The 18,397-nt window shown below is 66.2% G+C and carries 15 protein-coding genes; 7 read left to right on the forward strand and 8 right to left on the reverse strand.

Annotated features, from left to right (window positions below; all coding sequences use genetic code 11):
• Nucleotides 1-219 precede the first annotated feature (219 nt).
• The 5 genes from ACO6VM_RS16910 to ACO6VM_RS16930 all read left to right on the forward strand — a co-directional run bounded on the left by ACO6VM_RS16910 (nt 220) and on the right by ACO6VM_RS16930 (nt 7,633).
• Nucleotides 220-1,554: an LLM class flavin-dependent oxidoreductase gene (locus tag ACO6VM_RS16910; RefSeq protein ID WP_422403556.1), complete on the forward strand. Its 1,335-nt coding sequence runs from the start codon at nt 220-222 to the stop codon at nt 1,552-1,554.
• Nucleotides 1,555-1,584: 30 nt separating this feature from the next.
• Nucleotides 1,585-2,685: an LLM class flavin-dependent oxidoreductase gene (locus ACO6VM_RS16915; protein ID WP_422403557.1), complete on the forward strand. Its 1,101-nt coding sequence runs from the start codon at nt 1,585-1,587 to the stop codon at nt 2,683-2,685.
• A 426-nt stretch (nt 2,686-3,111) separates the two neighbouring features.
• Nucleotides 3,112-4,674: a flavin monoamine oxidase family protein gene (locus ACO6VM_RS16920; RefSeq protein ID WP_422403558.1), complete on the forward strand. Its 1,563-nt coding sequence runs from the start codon at nt 3,112-3,114 to the stop codon at nt 4,672-4,674.
• A 19-nt stretch (nt 4,675-4,693) separates the two neighbouring features.
• Nucleotides 4,694-5,188, forward strand: coding sequence for a RidA family protein (locus ACO6VM_RS16925; protein ID WP_401060544.1), 495 nt, complete (start codon nt 4,694-4,696; stop codon nt 5,186-5,188).
• A 33-nt stretch (nt 5,189-5,221) separates the two neighbouring features.
• Nucleotides 5,222-7,633, forward strand: a complete 2,412-nt coding sequence (locus ACO6VM_RS16930) for a TonB-dependent receptor plug domain-containing protein (protein ID WP_422403559.1) — start codon at nt 5,222-5,224, stop codon at nt 7,631-7,633.
• Nucleotides 7,634-7,830: 197 nt separating this feature from the next.
• On the opposite strand, the gene ACO6VM_RS16935 is transcribed toward ACO6VM_RS16930, so the two are convergent.
• The 6 genes from ACO6VM_RS16935 to ACO6VM_RS16960 form a co-directional block, all read right to left on the reverse strand.
• Nucleotides 7,831-9,150 carry an LLM class flavin-dependent oxidoreductase gene (locus ACO6VM_RS16935; RefSeq protein WP_422403560.1) on the reverse strand — a complete coding sequence of 440 codons (1,320 nt, stop codon included), beginning with the start codon at nt 9,148-9,150 and terminating at the stop codon, nt 7,831-7,833.
• 17 nt (nt 9,151-9,167) lie between these two features.
• Nucleotides 9,168-10,145: a Bug family tripartite tricarboxylate transporter substrate binding protein gene (locus tag ACO6VM_RS16940; protein WP_422403561.1), complete on the reverse strand. Its 978-nt coding sequence runs from the start codon at nt 10,143-10,145 to the stop codon at nt 9,168-9,170.
• 38 nt (nt 10,146-10,183) lie between these two features.
• Nucleotides 10,184-11,686 (reverse strand): tripartite tricarboxylate transporter permease, encoded by a 1,503-nt coding sequence (locus ACO6VM_RS16945; RefSeq protein WP_401060538.1) that lies wholly within the window; start codon nt 11,684-11,686, stop codon nt 10,184-10,186.
• A gap of 12 nt (nt 11,687-11,698) precedes the next feature.
• Entirely contained in the window at nt 11,699-12,166 is a 468-nt protein-coding gene (locus ACO6VM_RS16950) for a tripartite tricarboxylate transporter TctB family protein (protein ID WP_401060536.1), read from the reverse strand.
• On the reverse strand, nt 12,163-13,122 hold the full coding sequence (locus ACO6VM_RS16955; protein WP_401060535.1) for an ABC transporter substrate-binding protein: 960 nt from the start codon (nt 13,120-13,122) through the stop codon (nt 12,163-12,165). Before ACO6VM_RS16955 ends, ACO6VM_RS16950 begins: the two co-directional genes overlap by 4 nt.
• Nucleotides 13,123-13,200: 78 nt before the next feature.
• Nucleotides 13,201-14,271 (reverse strand): LLM class flavin-dependent oxidoreductase, encoded by a 1,071-nt coding sequence (locus tag ACO6VM_RS16960; protein WP_422403562.1) that lies wholly within the window; start codon nt 14,269-14,271, stop codon nt 13,201-13,203.
• A gap of 257 nt (nt 14,272-14,528) precedes the next feature.
• On the opposite strand from ACO6VM_RS16960, the gene ACO6VM_RS16965 reads away from it, so the two are divergent.
• Both ACO6VM_RS16965 and ACO6VM_RS16970 read left to right on the forward strand, forming a co-directional pair.
• Entirely contained in the window at nt 14,529-15,137 is a 609-nt protein-coding gene (locus ACO6VM_RS16965) for a cysteine dioxygenase (RefSeq protein ID WP_401060531.1), read from the forward strand.
• On the forward strand, nt 15,134-16,717 hold the full coding sequence (locus ACO6VM_RS16970) for a rhodanese-related sulfurtransferase (RefSeq protein ID WP_422403563.1): 1,584 nt from the start codon (nt 15,134-15,136) through the stop codon (nt 16,715-16,717). The genes ACO6VM_RS16965 and ACO6VM_RS16970 overlap by 4 nt, the downstream gene beginning before the upstream one ends.
• A 65-nt stretch (nt 16,718-16,782) precedes the next feature.
• On the opposite strand, the gene ACO6VM_RS16975 is transcribed toward ACO6VM_RS16970, so the two are convergent.
• A complete protein-coding gene (locus ACO6VM_RS16975) occupies nt 16,783-17,757 on the reverse strand; it encodes a FecR domain-containing protein (RefSeq protein WP_422403564.1) in 975 nt (324 codons plus the stop codon).
• Complete coding sequence (locus ACO6VM_RS16980; protein ID WP_422403565.1) at nt 17,758-18,270, reverse strand: sigma-70 family RNA polymerase sigma factor; 513 nt, start codon at nt 18,268-18,270, stop codon at nt 17,758-17,760.
• Between the last annotated feature and the right edge of the window lie 127 nt (nt 18,271-18,397).

Consider the following 18,397-nt stretch of genomic DNA (forward strand, 5'->3'; position numbering starts at 1 on the left):
CCCCACGCCAGCCCCCCCCCCCCCCCCCCCCCCCCCCCACGCCAAGCCACAACTCATACATAACACATAATATAAAACATCACTTATCAGTTATTTGCATAATTAGCTTAGAACCACAAAGCCTTTCACAACGCCCTGCCCCCACGCTAAGTTGGGCCTACAAGCCCGACCCCATACCTGGCGGAGGAGCCTTCCACTCCCCACTGCACAGGTACCCCCATGAGCAAGCGACAAATCAGACTCGGCGCGATGATCCACGGCGTCGGCCACGGCTGGGGCGAATGGCGCCACCCCGAGGCGCTGGCCGATGCCAGCGTCAACTTCGGTTTCTACAAACAGCAGGCACAACTCGCCGAAGCAGCCAAGTTCGACTTCGCCTTCATCGCCGACAGCCTGCATATCCACGCCCACTCCAGCCCCCACTACCTCAACCGCTTCGAGCCGCTGACCATCCTCTCGGCCCTGGCTGCGGTCACTACCCACATCGGCCTGGTGGCCACGGTCACGGTCAGCTACACCGAGCCGTTCCAGGTGGCGCGCCAGTTCGCCTCACTGGACCTGATCAGTGGCGGGCGCGCCGGCTGGAACGTGGTCACCTCGTGGCTGTCGGGCACCGCCGACAACTTTGGCAAGGCCGAACACCCACCCCACGCGGTGCGCTACCGCATCGCACGCGAGCACGTCGAGGTGGTCAAGGGCCTGTGGGATTCATGGGAGGACGACGCCTTCAGCCGCAACAAGCGCAGCGGTGAATTCTTCGACCCGGGCAAGCTGCACACCCTCGGCCACCAGGGCGAGTTCTTCAAGGTCAAGGGGCCGCTGAACATCCAGCGCTCAGCCCAGGGCCAGCCACTGATCTTCCAGGCCGGGGTGTCCGAGGACGGGCGCAACTTCGCCGCGCAGAACGCCGATGCGATCTTTGTCAGCCCCGAGTCGTTCAGCGATGCCCGCGCCTATTACCAGGACCTCAAGCAACGCGCCGCAGATCACGGGCGCGATCCCGACCAGCTGTTCATCCTGCCGGGCATCCGCCCCATCGTCGGGCGTGATGAGGACGAGGTGGAACGCCGCTACCAGCAGGCGCTGGACCTGGTGAGCATCGAGGATGCCCTGGTCGCCCTGGGCCGGCCGTTCAACGACTACGACTTCAGCCAACACCCGCTGGACGCGCCCTTCCCCGACCTCGGCACCCTGGGCGACAACAGCCACAAGGGCACTGCCGACCAGCTCAAGCGACTTGCCCGCGACGAAGGCCTGACCCTGCGCGAACTGGCGCTGCGCTTCTCACGCCCGCGGCGTGACTTCACCGGCACCCCCGAGCAGGTGGCCAACGCGCTGCAGGACTGGTTCGAAAATGGCGCCGCCGACGGTTTCATCTTCAACCAACTGCTGCCGGATGGCCTGCAGTACTTCACCGAGCTGGTGGTGCCGTTGCTGCAGGCCCGTGGGCTGGTGCGCAGCGAATATCCCGGCAGCACCCTGCGCGACAACTTTGGCCTGGCAGTGCCGACCAACCGCAACACCCTGCGCCGCAGCCATGACGCGGTCGCCTGAGCCCCTCACAACGACAAGGAGTTGCGTTTCATGAGCCTCGAATTCATCGGCCTGATCGGCCCCCAGGAAGCCAGCGAATCCCAGGCGCCGCGCGGCCCGCTGGTCGATCTCGACTTCATCAAGGCCTTCGCCCAGGCCCAGGAATACGGCGGTTTCGACAAGGCGCTGCTGGCGGTCAACACCAGCGCGCCGGACTCGATGATCCTGGCCAGCTACGTCGCCGCACTCACCGAGCGCATCGGCCTGCTGGTGGCCCACCGCCCGGGCTTCCAGGCGCCGACCTTCGCCGCCCGCCAGTTCGCCACCCTCGACCAGCTCAGCCGCGGCCGCGCGTCGATCAACGTGATCACCGGCGGTGACAGCGGCGACTTGCAGCGCGACGGCGACTTCCTCGACAAGGACGCGCGCTATGCCCGCACCGACGAATACCTGCAAGTGCTGCGCAACACCTGGACCCAGGCCGAGCCGTTCGACCATCAGGGCGCGCATTACCGGGTGCAAGACAACCTGACCCTGGTCAAGCCGGTGGCCAAGTTGCCGATCTACTTCTCCGGCGCCTCGGACGCAGCGGTGGAGGTCGCGGCCAAACATGCCGACGTGTACATGATGTGGGGCGAGCCGCTGGAACAGGTGCGCGAGCGCATTGCCCAGGTGCGCAAGGCTGCGGCCCGCTACGGGCGGGAAAAGCACATCCGCTTCAGCCTGTCGCTGCGGCCGATCCTGGGGGCCACCGAGGCCGAGGCCTGGGCCCGCGCCGAGCGCATTCTGGCCGACGCCAAGGAGCGCATCGGTATCCGCCAGGGCAACCGCCGCGAGAAGAACTTCGGCAAGAGCAACGTCGGCTCGGAGCGCCTGGTGCAGTTGGCCGGCCAGCGCAAGGTGCATGACACCCGGCTGTGGACCGAGATCGCCGTGCTGGGCGGCGGCGCGGGCAACTCCACCTCGCTGGTGGGCACGCCCGAGCAGGTGGCCGAGGCGGCGCTGGCGTACTACGAGCTGGGGGTGAGCACCTTCCTGTTCCGTGGTTTCGACCAGCTGCGTGATGCGGTGGAGTATGGGCAGGCGTTGATACCGCGAATCAAGGCGCTGGTGGCGCTGCGCGAAGGTGAGCACAGCCAGCGCTCGGCTTAGTTCCTCAGCACGACAAAGGCCTCTTCGCGGGGGGGGGGGGGGGGGGGAGGGGGGGGGAGGGGGGTGGGGGAGGGGGGGGGCGTGGTGTGGGCTCCCACAGGGTCAGCGCACGCTCAAGACTGTGCGCTTTCCCTGTGGGAGCGGGCTTGCCCCGCGAAGAGGCCTTTTCATGTTGTCACCGATTGAATGAACAGCACTCAACAAAATACAAATTACGCATTTAATCAAATACACATAATCATCAAATTACATAATTAACTTAGAACCAAAAAGCCTTTCACAACCCTCATAAAGACCATTAAGTTCTGTAAACCGACCCCGACCTGGCGGAGGCAAATGGATGTGCGCCAACCGTCGTCGGGCCCCTGCCGGGGTACGTCCGCCCTGTTGCGCACCTTCGCTTAGACACCGAACGGAGACCGCAACATGGGATTGTCCCGTAGAGACCTGATCACCCGTCTCGCCGCCATCGGCGGCTATTCGGCGGCGCTGGGCGCGCTGGGGCAGAACGCCCTGGCCGCCACCTTCGAACCCTTGAAACTGGCCGCCAATGGCGGCAACGGCAAGCGCGTGGTGATTGTCGGCGCCGGTATTTCCGGCCTGGTATCGGCCTATGAGCTGCGCAAGGCCGGCTTTTCCGTCACCGTGCTCGAGGCCCGCGAACGGGTCGGCGGGCGGGTGTGGACCCTGCGCCAGGGCGACCGCATCGAGCACAACGACGGCAGCACGCAGACCGTCGAGTTCGACCAGGGCCAGTTCTTCAACGCCGGCGCCGCACGCCTGCCCAGCCACCACCTGACCATCCTCGGCTACTGCCGCGAACTGGGCGTGGAGCTGCAGGTACTGGTCAACAGCAGCCGCAACGCCCTTGCCCAGCCTGACCTGGCCCGCCCGCCGCTGCTGCTGCGCCAGGCAGTCAACGACACCCGCGGGCACTTCAGCGAGCTATTGGCCAGAAGCGTCAACCGCAACAGCCTGGACGCTGAACTCAACGGCGGGCAGCGCAAGGCGTTGCTGGATTTCCTCAAGGTGTACGGCGACCTCGACAGCCAGCAGCAATACCGCGGCTCGGTGCGCGCCGGCTACACCCGCTTCGCCGGTGCCGGCGACCAGACGCCGGTACAGCGCCAGCCGGTGCCACTGGACCAACTGCTCGACAGCAACCTGCTGCTGCCGCTGGTGTTCGACGAGATCCCCGAATTCTCCTCGACCATGTTCCAGCCGGTGGGCGGCATGGACCAGATCCCCAAGGCGTTCTACCGCCAGGTCAAGGACAGCGTGCGCCTGGGCGCCGAGGTGCTGGGCGTGGAGACCAGCGACAGCGTCAGCAAAGTCGTGTGGCGCGACCGCAAGAGCGGCCAGCAACACGTCGAACACGCCGACTACGCCATCGTCACCCTGCCCCTGCCACTGCTGGCCAAGCTGCCGACCAACTTCAGCCCGGCGTTCAAGCAAGCCATCGGCAGCGCCGAGGGCGACAAGGCCAACAAAGTGGCCTGGCAGTCGCCGCGCTTCTGGGAGACCGACTTCCAGATCTACGGTGGCCTCAGCTACATCAACCACGAGGCCCGCACCCTGTGGTACCCCAGCGACCGCCTGAACAGCGCCGAAGGGGTGCTGGTGGCCACCTACAACACCGGCGCCGTGGCCCAGCAGTTCGCGGGCAAATCGCTGCAGGCGCAGATCGCTTCGTCGCGCCAGGCCGTGGAGTCGCTGCACCCGGGCCACAGCCACAAGCTGGGCCGGCCGGTGGTGGTGAACTGGTCGAAGATCCCTTTCAGCGAAGCGCCGTGGATCGTCCACGACGAAGTCGCCCAACCCGGCTACGACCTTCTCAACCAGCCCCAGGGCCGCACCTGGTTGGCCAGCGACGCCCTGGCCCATGGCGGCGTGGGCATCTGGCAGAACAGCGCCGCCGAATCCGCGCGCCGGGTGGTCGGCCTGATTGCCCGCCATGCCAGCCAGACCACCCGCGGCGCCGCCGCCTGATAACCAGGGAAACCAACCCATGCCTCGCCTTCTTCTGCTTGCCGGAGTCCTCATGTCGCTCACCCTCAACGCCCAGGCCGACAGCATCCAGCGGGTTGCCCCGCCCGGTTCGAACTTCCCCATCTCGCAACTGGTGACGGTGCCGGCCGGCGCCCAGCTGACCTTCGTCAGCGGCACCCTGCCGGACGTTGCCGACGCCAAGGCGCCCAAGGGCAGCATCGCCGCGCTGGGCAATACCGAAACCCAGGCCCGCTCGGTGTTCAAGAAACTGCGCACAACCTTGCAAAGCCAGGGCCTGGACCTGGGCGACATCGTCCAGTTGCGGGTGTTCCTGGTGGGCGACCCGGCCAACGGCGGCGCCCTCGACTTCGCCGGGTTGCAGGCCGCCTACACCGAGTTCTTCGCCACCGCCGAACAACCCCGCACCCCCACCCGCACCGCGCTCCAGGTAGTGGCCCTGCCGCTGCCCGGCGCCCTGGTGGAAATCGACGCGATCGCGGCCAAGGCGCCCTGAGCGCGCCACACCGCCAGACAAGGAACTGCGTGCATGAAGCAAGTCTTTACCACTGCCCCGCTGTTGACCGTGGCCCTGGCCGCAGGGCTGCCCAGCGCCCCGGCCAGCGCCGAGGAATCTGCTGCACAAGCCCTGGGCACGGTGATCGTGACCGGCAACCGTGGCAGCGAAAAACGTACCGTGACCTCAAGCCCGGTGCCGATCGATGTGATCAGCGCCAAACAGCTGCAAGAAACCGGCAAGCCCGGCCTGATGGAGGCGCTGAGCGCCAGCGTGCCTTCGCTGACCCTGCCGGAAAAGACCGGCTGGGACGCCAGCGGCATGGCCCGCGCGCCCAACCTGCGCGGGCTCAATGCCGCGCAGGTGCTGGTGCTGGTCAACGGCAAGCGCCGCCACACCAGCGCCACCCTGAACATCAGCGGCATCAACGCCGGTGCTGCCCCCAGCGACCTCGATCTGATCCCGATCAGCGCCATCGACCATGTCGAGGTGCTGCGCGACGGCGCCGCCGCCCAGTACGGCTCCGACGCCATCGCCGGGGTGATCAACGTGATCCTCAAGGCCGACACCCGCGGCACCGCCGTGACCACGGCCGGCCAGGGCTACGACGGCAAGAAGCAGACCGTGCAGCAGAGCCTGAACAAAGGCTTCGAAATCGGCAGCGACGGTGTCGTGCAGCTTGCGCTGGATGCGCGCAGCCAGAACGATGACAACAAGGCCAGCGCCAACGGCTATACCCAGGCCGAGGCGCTGGACCGCGCAGGCAAGGTCACCTATGGCGGCTACGGCACACCGAAGATCAACCTGCTGACCCTCGGCTACAACGCCGAGCTGCCGCTGGACGATGACCTGACCCTGTATTCGTTCAGCACCTGGTCCTACCGCAAGGCCGAACAGGGCCAGAACTTCCGCCTGCCGACCATCGTCAACACCATCACCACCGGGCCCAACGGGCGGCCTTCCGGCTACACCCCCACCTGGTACATCGAGGAATACGACTACCAGGCGGCGTTCGGCGCCAAGGGCCTGGCCGGCCAATGGGACTGGGACCTGTCCAGCACCTACGGGCGCAACCAGGCCGAACAGGGCACCTGGAACAACCAGAACCCGTCGCTGGGCGAAGCCACCCCCAACCACTTCGAGTCCGGCACCTGGGTCAGTTCGCAGCTCACCAGCAACCTCGACCTGCGGCGCAGCTTCGAGGTGGGCCTGGCCAAGCCGCTGGACTTCGCCTGGGGCCTGGAACAGCGTCGCGACACCTATCAGGTCCAGGCCGGTGACGACGCCAGTTGGGCCGACGGCGGCTACTGCGCGGCACCGGGCAACTGCGCGTCCTCCGGCGCCCAGGTGACCAACGGCATCTCCCCCGCCGAGGCCACCAGCGCCAGCCGCAACAGCTATGCCGGCTACGTGGATGTCGGTTTCAACCCGCTGCCACAGTGGTACTGGGGCGCAGCCGTGCGCTACGAGCACTACGACCGTGGTATCGGCGCCACCCGCAGCGGCAAGCTGACCACACGCTACGAGTTCACCCCTGAGTTGGCCCTGCGGGCCACAGTGAGCAACGGCTTCCGCGCGCCGTCGCTGGCCAACAGCCTGTTCAGCGCCCGCTCCACCACCTATGGCGTGGTCAACGGCGTGTACCAGTCGATCAACTACGGCGTGCTGCCGGTGGATTCGGCCGCCGCCCAGGCCCTGGGCGCCGAGGCGCTGAAGCCGGAGAGGTCGACCAACTACAGCCTCGGCCTGACCTGGCAACCCACCGAGCGCCTGGCCTTCACCGCCGACGCTTACCTGATCAACGTGCGCGACCGCATCACCCTCACCGGCACCCTGCTCGGCCCTGAGGTCACCCAGGCGCTGTTGGCCAATGGCATCGACTCGACCTCCGGTGGGCAATACTTCACCAACGGCGCCGACACCCGCACCAAGGGCCTGGACCTGGTGGGCAGCTATGACCACGATCTGGGCAGCGCTGGCACGCTGAAGTGGACGGCGGCGTTCAACTGGAACGACACCGAGATCCTCGATTACAAAGAGAACGTGAACATCCTCGGTACCTCGTACACCTTGATGGACCGCCAGGCGCGCAACCTGCTGACCGAGGTGCAGCCGCACACCAAGCTGATCCTTGGCGCCAACTGGCGGCTGGACCGCTACCGGGTCAACCTGGGGCTGACCCGCTATGGCTCGTGGCGTGAAGTCAACGCCGCCAACGACCGTTCGCTGGACCGCGAGTACAAGGCCCGTTGGATCACCGACCTGGACCTGGGTTACCAACTGACCAAGGACCTGGAGCTGGCGATCGGTGCACGCAACCTGTTCGACGTGTATCCCGAACGCCAGGCGCCAAGTAGCAAGACCATGGTCAAGGGGTATGGGGTGTATTCGCCGTATGGGTTTACCGGGGGGTATTACTTTGGGCGGGTGACCTACAACTTCTGAAATCTGTGGGGGTGACGCACAGGAAAGTGTGGTTTTGAGCGAGCCGCGCCCCCTGTGGGAGCGGCTTTAGCCGCGAAGCTGGCAACGCGGTGCGTGGCACCGGCTACGCCGGTGTTCGCGGGTAAACCCGCTCCCACAGTGACCGCGCCAGATTTCAGATTTGCTGCACGCAGGACCGCCCGGCAACTGCTGGCGTATCAGCGGCTGAACCGCGGAATCGAAAGCCCCAGGCTCTCGCGCAAGGTGCTGCCTTCATACGCTGTGCGATACACCCCACGCGCTTGCAACAACGGCACCACCTCATCGGTAAACCGTCGAAACTGCCCCGGATGCCCGATATAGATGTTGAAGCCATCCAGCGCTCGCGCCTCGAACCACTCGGCCATCTTCGCCGCCACCGTCTGCGCCGAGCCAACGAAAGCGCCGGGGCGCAACTGGCGGCCGAACTCCACCGCCTGGCGCAGGCTGAAGCCCTTGTCCCGGGCCTGGTCGGCGATGCGCTTGGCGTTGGTGAAGAAGCTGCTGCGGGCGTACTCCAGGCTCTGCTGCGGGAATGGGGCATCGAGGTCGTACTGGCTGAAATCATGCCAGCCAAAATTGCGCCCGAACTCCTTGAGCGCCAGCTCGAAGCTGTGGTCGGCCTGATGGTAGTGGCGTTCGATCTCACGGGCGTGCTCATCCGTATCGCCCACATAGATTTCCGCCCCCGGCAACACCAGCAGTTGCTCCGGGTCCCGCCCCAGGCGCGCCGCACGGGCCTTGATATCGCGGTAGAACGCCTGGCCCTGCTCGATGCTGGCGGCGTGGGTGAACACCACGTCAGCAGTGGCTGCACCGAGGTCGCGGCCCTGCTCGGAATCGCCGGCCTGGAAAATCACCGGCTGGCCCTGGGGCGAGCGCTGGATGTTCAGCGGGCCGACCACGGAGAAGTGCTCGCCCTTGTGCTCCAGCGCATGCAGCTTACCGGGGTCGAGGAAACGGCCGCTGGCACGCTCGCGGGGGAAGGCGTCGTCTTCATAGGAATGCCACAGGCCCTGCACCACCTGCACATGCTCCTGGGCGCGGGCGTAGCGGGTATCGTAGTCGTAGTGCTCGTCGAGCCCGTAGTTGCCGGCGGTGCCGGCGTCGCCGCTGGTGACCACGTTCCAGCCGGCGCGGCCCTTGCTGATCAGGTCCAGCGAAGCGAGCCGACGGGCAACGTTGTAGGGGGCGTTGTACGAAGTGGTGAGGGTACCGACCAGGCCGATATGGCGGGTGCTGACTGCCAGTGCCGAGAGCAGGGTCAGCGGCTCCAGGCGGTTGAGGTAGTGCGACGGCGAACCGGGGGTGATGAATTGGCTGTCGACGATGAACATCAGGTCGAACAGTGCCGCCTCCGCCTGGCGGGCGATGTCGATGTACCACTCGATGTTGACGCTGGCGTCGGCTGGCAGCTCGGGGTCGAGCCACAGGTTGTGCCGGCCCGGGCCGCCGCAGCCCATGGTCAGGGCGCCGAGTTTGATCTGTCGTTTGCTCATAGGGGCGCTCCTTGCGCTTACTCGATGTGGACCTGGGCGGTGCGGATCACCTCGCCCCAGCGGGCTTTGTCGGCAGCAATCACCTGGGCAAAGCTTGCCGGGGTGCTGTGTTCGACGCTGATGCCTTGTTGGCCGAAGCGCTCGGTGGTTTGCGGCTTGCTGGCGATCTGCTCGATCTCGCGGCTCAGGCGCTCGACCAGGGCCGGATCCGCCCCTTTGGGCAGCACTACGCCGAACCAGCCGGAAGCGACAAATCCCGGCAGGCCGACTTCGCTGGCGCTGGGCACGTCGGGCAGCAACGGCGAACGCGCGGCGCTGGTCAGTACCAGGCCCTTGAGCTTGCCGGCCTGGATCTGCGGGGCGAGCACGGTGAGGGTATCGACCGCCACGTCCACCTCGCCGCCGAGCAGCCCGGTCACCGCCGGCGCGCTGCCTTTGTAGGGCACGTGCAGCAGGTCGATCCCGGCCAGGTTCTTCAGCAGTTCGCCAGACAGATGGCACAAGGTGCCGTTGCCGCACGAGGAATAGCTCAGTGCGCCCGGGCGCGCCTTGGCCTGATCGATCAGGGTCTGCAAGGTATCGGCCTTGGCCTGGCTGCCCACTGCCACCACGTTGGGAACCGAGGCCAGTATTGCCACCGGGGTGAAGCTGGTGAGCGGGTCGTAGCGCAGGTTGTCCTGCAGGTTGGGCAGGATCGCCAGTTGGCCAGCGGTAGCCAACGATAGCGTGTAGCCGTCTGGTTTGGCCTTGGCGGCGGCTTCGGCGGCCAGCGCGGTGCCGGCGCCAGGCCTGTTGTCGATCACCACTGGCTGGCCAAGCGAAGTCGACAGTTGTTCGGCGTAATAACGGCCGACCGTATCGGCGGCGCCACCGGGCGGGAACGGCACGATCAGGGTCAAGGGCCGACTGGGCCAAGTGTCGGCCTGGGCCAGGGTCACGGCACCAAGTGCCAGGGTAGCGACGAACAGTTTTTTCAGGGTGAGTAGGGTGTTCATGGTGGGCTCGCGGGCTAAGGACGATGGGAAAATGGATTTCAGGTTTCGTTGAACGCCACCTTGCGCGTGGCCCGCAGCCGTGGCGAAACCAGCAGCAGCACCAACAGCGCCGTGACGATCAGCAGGCTCAGGCTCAAGGGGCGGGTGAAGAACACGCTCGGATCACCACGCGACAGCAACATCGCCCGGCGCAGGTTTTCTTCCAGCAGCGGCCCGAGGATGTAGCCCAGCAACAGCGGCGCCGGCTCGCAGCGTAGCTTGATGAACAGGTAGCCGAGCAGGCCGAAGAGCATGCACAGCACGACGTCGAACAGGCTGTTGGCGAGGCTGTACACGCCCAGGCAGCAGAACAGCAGGATGGCCGGGTACAACAGCCGGTACGGCACCTTGAGCAGCCGCACCCAAAGCCCCACCAGCGGCAGGTTGAGCACCAGCAACAGCAGATTGCCCAGCCACATGCTCACCACCAGCCCCCAGAACAGCTCCGGGCGTTCGTCGATCACCTGCGGGCCCGGGACGATGCCGTGGATCATCATCGCCCCGGCCATCAAGGCCATCACTGCGTTGGACGGCAGGCCCATGACCAGCATGGGAATGAACGACGTCTGCGCCCCGGCATTGTTGGCCGCTTCCGGGGCGGCGACGCCTTCGATGGCGCCCTGGCCGAAGCGTGACGGGTCCTTGGCCAGGCGTTTTTCTACCAGGTAGGCGGCAAACGAGCCAAGCATGGCGCCACCGCCCGGCAGGATGCCGAGTAGCGCCCCCAAACCGCCGCCGCGCAGGATCGGCTTCCACGACCGGCGCAGGTCGTCACCGCTGGGCATCAGCCGCCCCACCGGCGCGAGCGGCACGCTGCCACGTTGCTCGCGCTCCAGGTTGGCGATGATTTCGGCAATGCCGAACAGGCCCATGGAAATCACCACGAAACTGATGCCATCGGACAACTGCGGCAAGCCGAAGGTGAAACGCTCCACGCCCGAGTTGACGTCACTGCCGACCAGGCCCAGCAGCAGGCCCAGCACGGTCATGGCCACTGCCTTGAGCACGTCACCCTGGGCCAGGACGATGGCCGCCACCAAGCCGAGCAGCATCAATGAAAAGTATTCGGCCGGGCCGAACTTCAAGGCCACCGCCGCCAGCGGTGTGGCCGCCGCCGCCAGCAGCAGGATTGCCAGGGTGCCGGCGACGAACGAGCCGATGGCGGCAATCGCCAGGGCCGCCCCTGCCCTGCCCTGACGCGCCATGGCATGGCCATCCAGGCAGGTCACCACCGACGATGCCTCACCCGGCAGGTTGACCAGGATCGCCGTGGTCGAGCCACCGTACTGGGCGCCGTAGTAGATGCCCGAGAGCATGATCAGCGCCGCCGACGGGGTCAGCCCGTAGGTGATCGGCAGCAACATGGCGATGGTCGCCACCGGCCCCAGGCCGGGCAGCACGCCGACCAAGGTCCCGAGGGTCACACCGACCAGGCAGTAGAGCAGGTTGTTGAGGGTGAAGGCGGCCTCCAGTCCCAGGCCGAGGTGGTTGAGCAGTTCCATGACGATCGCACCTCAGGCTGGCAGCAGTGGCAGGTTCAGGCCAAGCCCGTAGGCAAATACCACGACGCTGAACAGCCCCAGTGCCCCGCCCAGCAGCGCCAGCTCCGAAAGCCGCGCACGCTGGCGCGCCAGGCCGCTGAGCACGGTCATCAACAGCGTGGCCAGGGCCAGCCCCAGGGTCGGCAGCAACCAGGCGAACACCAGCATGCTGCCGCCGATCAGCAGGCTCGGCCGCCACTGGAGCAAGCGCTCGCTTTCGCCAGGCAGCGCCTGCAAGGTCAGGCCACGCAACAGCAGGGCCACGCCCAACCCACCCAGCGCAGCGGCGACCAGCATGGGGAAGTAGCCCGCGCCCATGCGCATGGCCGTACCCAGCGGGTAGTCGCTGGCCAGCACCAGGCCAGTCACCGCAAATGACAGGAACAGGCCACCGGCGATCACCTCGCGAACATCACCGATCCTCAAGCCAACCGCGCTCATGGCACAGCCTGCGCAGTGGCCGGCTGGCGCAGCGCGGCGGCAAACGAGGTGTCGAACAAGTCCGCTGCCGGGTAGCTCTTGATCAGGCCAAGCCCGGCAAAGAAGTCCACGGTCTTCTGCGCATCGACGATCACTTGCGGGTTGAGTGGTGCCAGGTCGGTGCGCGCGCGGGCGAACCACAGGCGGGCGATGTCACGGTCGGCGCGGGTGCGCTTGGCCCAGTCGTCGGCGTAGGCCTCGGTGTTGGCGGGGTTGCTCAGGGCCCAGTCGCGGGCCTGCTTCAGGCGCTGCAGAAAGTCGCTGATCTGCGCGCGCTTGGCCTCCACTGCCTTGCTGTTGGCCACCACGAAACTCTGCGCCGGGATGACCCCTTCGGCGGTCGCCAGCACCCGCGCGCCCTGGCGCTCCTGTTGGGTGACATAGGGCTCCCAGGTGGCGATCACATCCACCGCGCCGCCGTCCAGCGCATGGGAGGCGTCCAGCGCACTGAGGTAACGCAGTTCCAGCGCATCGCGGGGTACGCCGGCCTGGTCCAGGGCGCTGAACAGCAGTTGCTGGCTCCACGAGCCCTTCCAGATGGCCGCGCGCTTGCCACGCAGGTCCTGCAGGCTGTGGATGTTCGAGTCCTTGCGCGCCAGGATGGCCACGCCTTCAAGGTTCTGCCGGCTGACCGCGATGACTTTGATCGGCGCGCCCAACGCGCCGAGGAACAGCGGCGGCGCATCGCCCAGCAGGCCGATATCGAGGCTGCCGACATTCAGCGCCTCGGCCACCGGAGAGCCGGCGGTGAACTGCTTCCACTCCAGGGTATAGGGCAGATCGTCGAGCACGCCGGCCGCCTCCATCACGGCGCGGGCGTTGTAACTCTGGTCACCGACCACCAGGGTCTGTGCAGTGGCGGCCAGGCTCAGGGAGGTGGCCAGCACACCGGCGGCCAGTTGCTTGAGGTATCGCACGTTCGTCTCCAGGTGCCCTTGGGGCATGGCAGGCCGATCCGCGCGTGCGGTCTCGTGGTTGATTCGATTGCAAGAGGGTCAGGCGTTGCGCGCGGCAACCTTGGCACGGGTCAGTGGGATCAATTCGCGGCCGTAATCCTCGGCGTCCGCCAGCGGGTCGAAACCGCGAATCAGGAAGCGGGTGACACCCAGGTCGTAATAGGCCAGCAAGGCATCGGCCACCTGCTCGGGGGTACCGACCAACGCCGTGGAGTTGTGCCCCCCGCCCACCAGTGCGGCGATGCCAGTCCACAGCCGGGCATCGACCCGCTCGCCCTTGGCCACGGTGTCGAGCAGGCGTTGCGCGCCCACGCTCTGGGGCTTGTTGGCGATGACCGGGCCGGCCCGCTCGATGCGCTCGCGGGCCTGGCCGAGGATGGTCTCGGCCTTGGCCCAGGCGGCCTCTTCGGTGGCGGCGATGATCGGCCGGAACGATACGCTGAACTGCACCTCGCGCCCATGGCGCGCGGCCTGGGCGCGCACGGCGGCGATGGTCTCGGCGGTCTGCGCCAGCGACTCGCCCCACAGGGCGAACACATCGGCATGCTTGCCGGCCACTTCCAGTGCGGCCGGGGACGAGCCGCCAAAGTAGATCGGCAGGTGGGGCTGCTGCAGCGGCTTGATCGCCGAGAACGCCTGCTGCGCCTGATAGTGCACACCATGGTGATCGAACGGCGCCTCGGCGGTCCACACCTTGCGCACCAGCTCGAGGAATTCGTCAGTGCGGGCATAGCGCTGGTCGTGGTCCAGGTAATCGCCATCCTTGCGCTGTTCGCTGTCGTTGCCGCCGCTGATCACATGCACTGCCAGGCGGCCATCGAGCAAGTGTTCAAGGGTGGCCAGCTTGCGCGCGGCCAGGGTCGGCGAGACAAAGCCGGGCCGGTGCGCCAGCAGGAAATGAATGCGCGAGGTGGCCTGGCCCGCCAGGGCGGTGACCAGGAATCCGTCGGGCTGATCCGACCAGTACCCTACCAGGATGCGATCGAACCCGGCGTTTTCGTGGGCCTGGGCAAGCTGGGTGATAAACCCCTTGTCAAAAATCGGGCCTTGCGGGGGGAGGATTTCCGAGCTCAGCCGGTGGCCGATCATGCCAATGAATTGAACGCTCATGCTGGGGACCTTGATACGACACTGAGAGATATGCGCTTTCAATCTAACAAAGCAATTACTTATAAGTTATAGATTGGTAAACGCCCTGTGAAATGCGCATTAGGCATAACCTAATGCCTTCGACAGGTACCGATTTCAAATCATATTGGCCGAAGTGTAAATGCATTATTTGCATATTAGCTTATGCATAATTTGAATTTTGAGAATATTCAAAGGCTTTGCTAGGGTTACCCGAAACCGTCAGCCGAGCCTGAACCATGAGCCAACCACCGCGCCATGAGCGCCTGCGCCACTTCATCGGCGCCCTCAGTGAACTGCTCGATCGGGAAACCGACGAAGCCACCCTTCTCGATCGCGGCCAGGGGCTGCTGCGCGGCCTGGTCAGCCATGACGACTGGCTTCCCGATGAGCTGGCACAACCCGACCCGGCCCGCTACCAGCAGTACCTGCTGCATTGCGATTCGCGCCAGCGCTTCTCGGTGGTCAGCTTCGTCTGGGGGCCAGGCCAACAGACGCCCATCCACGATCACCGGGTCTGGGGCCTGATCGGCATGTTGCGGGGTGCCGAGTACTCGCAAGGCTTTGCCCGTAGCGAACAGGGTGTGCTGGTGCCGGAGGGCGAGCCGGTGCGGATCGAGCCCGGCCATGTAGAGGCGGTGTCGCCACGCATTGGCGACATCCATCAGGTCAGCAATGCCTTCGCCGACCAGGTATCGATCAGCATCCACGTCTATGGCGCCAACATCGGCGCGGTCAGCCGGGCCGTGTACCTGCCCGATGGCACCGAGAAACCGTTCATTTCCGGTTATTCCAATACCCATCTGCCCAATATCTGGGACCTGTCCAAAGAGAGTCCAGCCCCATGACCACCGTCACCTCGCGTTCCTTCCACGACATCCGCCAGGCCCTGTTGAGCCACCAGGAAGTGGCCCTGATCGACCTGCGCGAAGAAGACCCGTTCGCCCAGGAGCACCCGCTGTTCGCCGCCAATATCCCGTTGTCGAAACTGGAGCTGGAGATCTACGCCCGCGTGCCGCGTCGCGACACGGCCATCACGCTGTATGACGACGGCGAAGGGCTGACGGCGCAGGCCGGCAAGCGCCTGCTGGCCCTGGGCTACAGCGATGTGGCGGTGCTGGACGGTGGCCTGGCCGGCTGGCGCAGCGCCGGCGGCGAGCTGTTCCGGGACGTCAATGTGCCGAGCAAGGCGTTTGGCGAGCTGGTGGAAAGCGTGCGGCATACCCCATCGCTGGCCGCAGAAGAAGTACAGGCGCTGCTCGATGCCAAGGCTGACGTGGTGGTACTCGATGCCCGGCGCTTCGACGAGTACCAGACCATGAGCATTCCCGGCGGCATCAGTGTGCCCGGCGCCGAGCTGGTACTGCGGGTGGCCGAGCTGGCGCCGAGCCCGAGCACCCAGGTAATCGTCAACTGCGCCGGCCGCACGCGCAGCATCATTGGCACCCAATCGCTGGTCAACGCCGGCATCCCCAACCCGGTGGCGGCCTTGCGCAACGGCACCATCGGCTGGACCCTGGCCGGGCAGCAGCTGGCCCATGGCCAGGCCAGCCGCTTTGGCGAAGTGACCGACAGCACCCGCACCAACGCCGCCCAGCGCGCCCGCAAGGTGGCCGACCGTGCCGGGGTGTTGCGGCTGGACCGCGAGGGCCTGGCCAACTGGCAAGCCGATCACGCGCGTACCACCTACCTGTTCGATGTGCGCACCGCCGAGGAATACGCCGCGGGCCACGTGCCTGGCAGCCGCTGGGTGCCAGGCGGGCAACTGGTGCAGGAAACCGACCACGTCGCCAGCGTGCGCGGTGCGCGCATCGTGCTGCTGGACGACGATGGCGTGCGGGCCAACATGAGTGCGTCCTGGCTGGCGCAGATGGGTTGGCAGGCTGCAGTGCTCGACGGGCTCGAGCCTGCTGACTTCAGCCAGGCCGGCGATTGGCAGGCACCGCTGCCTGAGCTGCCGGAGGTGCCGGGGATTGGTGTCGAACAACTGGACAGCTGGCTGCAGGCATCAGGGACGGTGCTGCTCGATTTCACCACCAGCGCCAACTATGTCAGCCGCCATATCCCCGGTGCTCACTGGGCGATTCGCGCGCAGCTGTCGCAAGCCCTGGAGCAGTTGCCGGTGGCCGAGCGCTACGTGCTGACCTGCGGCAGCAGCTTGCTGGCGCGCTTTGCGGCGGCGGACTTGCAAGCACTTACCCGCACCCCGGTGTACCTACTCGAAGGGGGCACAGCACAGTGGATTGCTGCAGGAAAACCGCTGGAGCAAGGTGAAACCCGCTTGGCCGTCGCGCGCACCGACCGCTATCGCCGGCCGTATGAAGGGACCGACAATCCGCGTGAAGCCATGCAGGGCTACCTGGATTGGGAGTTTGGCTTGGTCGCGCAGCTGGAGCGTGATGGTACCCATGGGTTCAGCGTGGCCTGAAAGCTCAAGTCGGCGCGGGCGGTGCTCGATCACACAGGCGCAGAACGTGCAGTGGCGGGCCCGCCCTACCGCGCAGAAACCAGCGTCCAGTACCCGCCCATGCGCTCCTCGACCGCCAGCCCATAAGTCGCCTGCAACATCCCCAACGTGCGTCGCCTGTCGCTGATCGGAAACGCCCCCGACACCCGCAGGCCTGCGCTCTGCCGGTCACAGCGGATGAACCCGCGCTGGTAGCGCGCCAGTTCAGCCAGCAGCTCGTCCAGCCGCATGTTGTCCGCCAGCAGCATGCCTTGGGTCCAGAGCGTGCCGGCGCTGTCCAGCGCCTGGTTTGGGCCTACGCCCTGGCCATCGAAATCGGCCTGCTCGCCAGCCGCCACGACCCGGCCCTGCGCCTGCCCGGCGCTGGCGGGCTGCACCCGCACAGCCCCTTCAAGCACCGCAAGATAGGTGCGCCCTTGCCGTTCACGCACGGTGAACCGTGTGCCCAGAGCCTGCATCACCCCTTCCCCGGTCCCTACCCGCAGTGGGCGCGCCGGGACGACGATATCCGGCGCGGTCTGCACCAGGATCTCGCCGCGGTACAGACGGATGAAACGCTCGCTGGCATCGAAGCGCACGTCAATCGCAGTGTCGGTGTTGAGGATCAGCAGGGTACCGTCGGCAAGCGTGACATCGCGGCGCTGGCCAACCGCCGAGCGATAGTCCGCTGCCCATCCTTGCCCGTACATCTGCCAACCTGCCCAGCTTGCGGGAGCCAGGGCCAGCAGGACGGCCAGGCGGGTGATCGCCTGGCGCCGGCCCGGATCACTGGGGCGATCCAGCGCCGACAGCGACAGTGCCGGCGGCAAGCCCCCCAGCTTGCCCATCAGCAGTTCGGCACGCGCCCAGGCCTGGGCACGCTCGGCGCTGCTGTTGCGCCAGGCCGCCCATTGGGCCTGCTGCCCTGGCGTGACCTCGCTGTCGCTCAAGCACATCAGCCACTCGGCGGCCTCCGCCAGTGCTTCGGGGTCAGGCTCGAGGTGGGGGTGATCGACGCTCACTCAGTCAACCAGCTTCAGGCACTGGAGAAACGCCTGCTTCATGTAGCGCTTGACGGTGATCAGCGAGACGCCGAGCTGCGCCGCGATGTCCTCGTACTTCATCCCGGCCAGCTGCGACAGCAGGAACGCGCGCCTGACCAGTGCCGGCAAACTGTCGAGCATCGCATCGATTTCATGCAGGGTTTCGAGGATCAGCAAGCGCGTTTCCGGCGACGGCGCCTCGGGGGCTGGCAGCTGCTCCAGCGCCGCCAGGTAGGCACGCTCAAGCGACTTGCGCTTGCACCAGTTGGCGAGGATGCCACCAGCGACGCAATTCAGATAGGCGCGGGGCTCGTTGAACACCGTGACCTTCGACGCCAGGATGCGCGCGAAGGTGTCATGGGCCAGATCAGCCGCATCCATCGCGTTGCCCAGACGCCGCCGCAAGCGGTTGTACAACCACCCGTGATGGGCGCTGTAGAGCGCTTCGACAGCAGACAGTCGAGGGGTTTGCACAGGCTGGGCTTCGCTCATGGGGCGATTCTTTTTGTGTAACTGAGAATTGTTAGCAATGCTAAGTTACACCCCGACCGCAAAGCAAGGCCCGCAAACAAAAGGCGCCAGGTTGATTGCAACCGGGCGCCTTGGGGGATCGCTGCCG

The sequence above is a fragment of the Pseudomonas sp. GZD-209 genome, from assembly GCF_049310485.1.
GTDB classification, from domain to species: domain Bacteria; phylum Pseudomonadota; class Gammaproteobacteria; order Pseudomonadales; family Pseudomonadaceae; genus Aquipseudomonas; species Aquipseudomonas sichuanensis.

Excerpts from the sequence above, each read along its gene's own strand:
- ACO6VM_RS16910 (WP_422403556.1), top strand. The coding sequence starts at position 220 with ATGAGCAAGCGACAAATCAGACTCGGCGCGATGATCCACGGCGTCGGC.
- ACO6VM_RS16915 (WP_422403557.1), top strand. The coding sequence starts at position 1,585 with ATGAGCCTCGAATTCATCGGCCTGATCGGCCCCCAGGAAGCCAGCGAA.
- ACO6VM_RS16920 (WP_422403558.1), top strand. The coding sequence starts at position 3,112 with ATGGGATTGTCCCGTAGAGACCTGATCACCCGTCTCGCCGCCATCGGC.
- ACO6VM_RS16925 (WP_401060544.1), top strand. The coding sequence starts at position 4,694 with ATGCCTCGCCTTCTTCTGCTTGCCGGAGTCCTCATGTCGCTCACCCTC.
- ACO6VM_RS16930 (WP_422403559.1), top strand. The coding sequence starts at position 5,222 with ATGAAGCAAGTCTTTACCACTGCCCCGCTGTTGACCGTGGCCCTGGCC.
- ACO6VM_RS16935 (WP_422403560.1), bottom strand. The coding sequence starts at position 9,150 with ATGAGCAAACGACAGATCAAACTCGGCGCCCTGACCATGGGCTGCGGC.
- ACO6VM_RS16940 (WP_422403561.1), bottom strand. The coding sequence starts at position 10,145 with ATGAACACCCTACTCACCCTGAAAAAACTGTTCGTCGCTACCCTGGCA.
- ACO6VM_RS16945 (WP_401060538.1), bottom strand. The coding sequence starts at position 11,686 with ATGGAACTGCTCAACCACCTCGGCCTGGGACTGGAGGCCGCCTTCACC.
- ACO6VM_RS16950 (WP_401060536.1), bottom strand. The coding sequence starts at position 12,166 with ATGAGCGCGGTTGGCTTGAGGATCGGTGATGTTCGCGAGGTGATCGCC.
- ACO6VM_RS16960 (WP_422403562.1), bottom strand. The coding sequence starts at position 14,271 with ATGAGCGTTCAATTCATTGGCATGATCGGCCACCGGCTGAGCTCGGAA.
- ACO6VM_RS16965 (WP_401060531.1), top strand. The coding sequence starts at position 14,529 with ATGAGCCAACCACCGCGCCATGAGCGCCTGCGCCACTTCATCGGCGCC.
- ACO6VM_RS16970 (WP_422403563.1), top strand. The coding sequence starts at position 15,134 with ATGACCACCGTCACCTCGCGTTCCTTCCACGACATCCGCCAGGCCCTG.
- ACO6VM_RS16980 (WP_422403565.1), bottom strand. The coding sequence starts at position 18,270 with ATGAGCGAAGCCCAGCCTGTGCAAACCCCTCGACTGTCTGCTGTCGAA.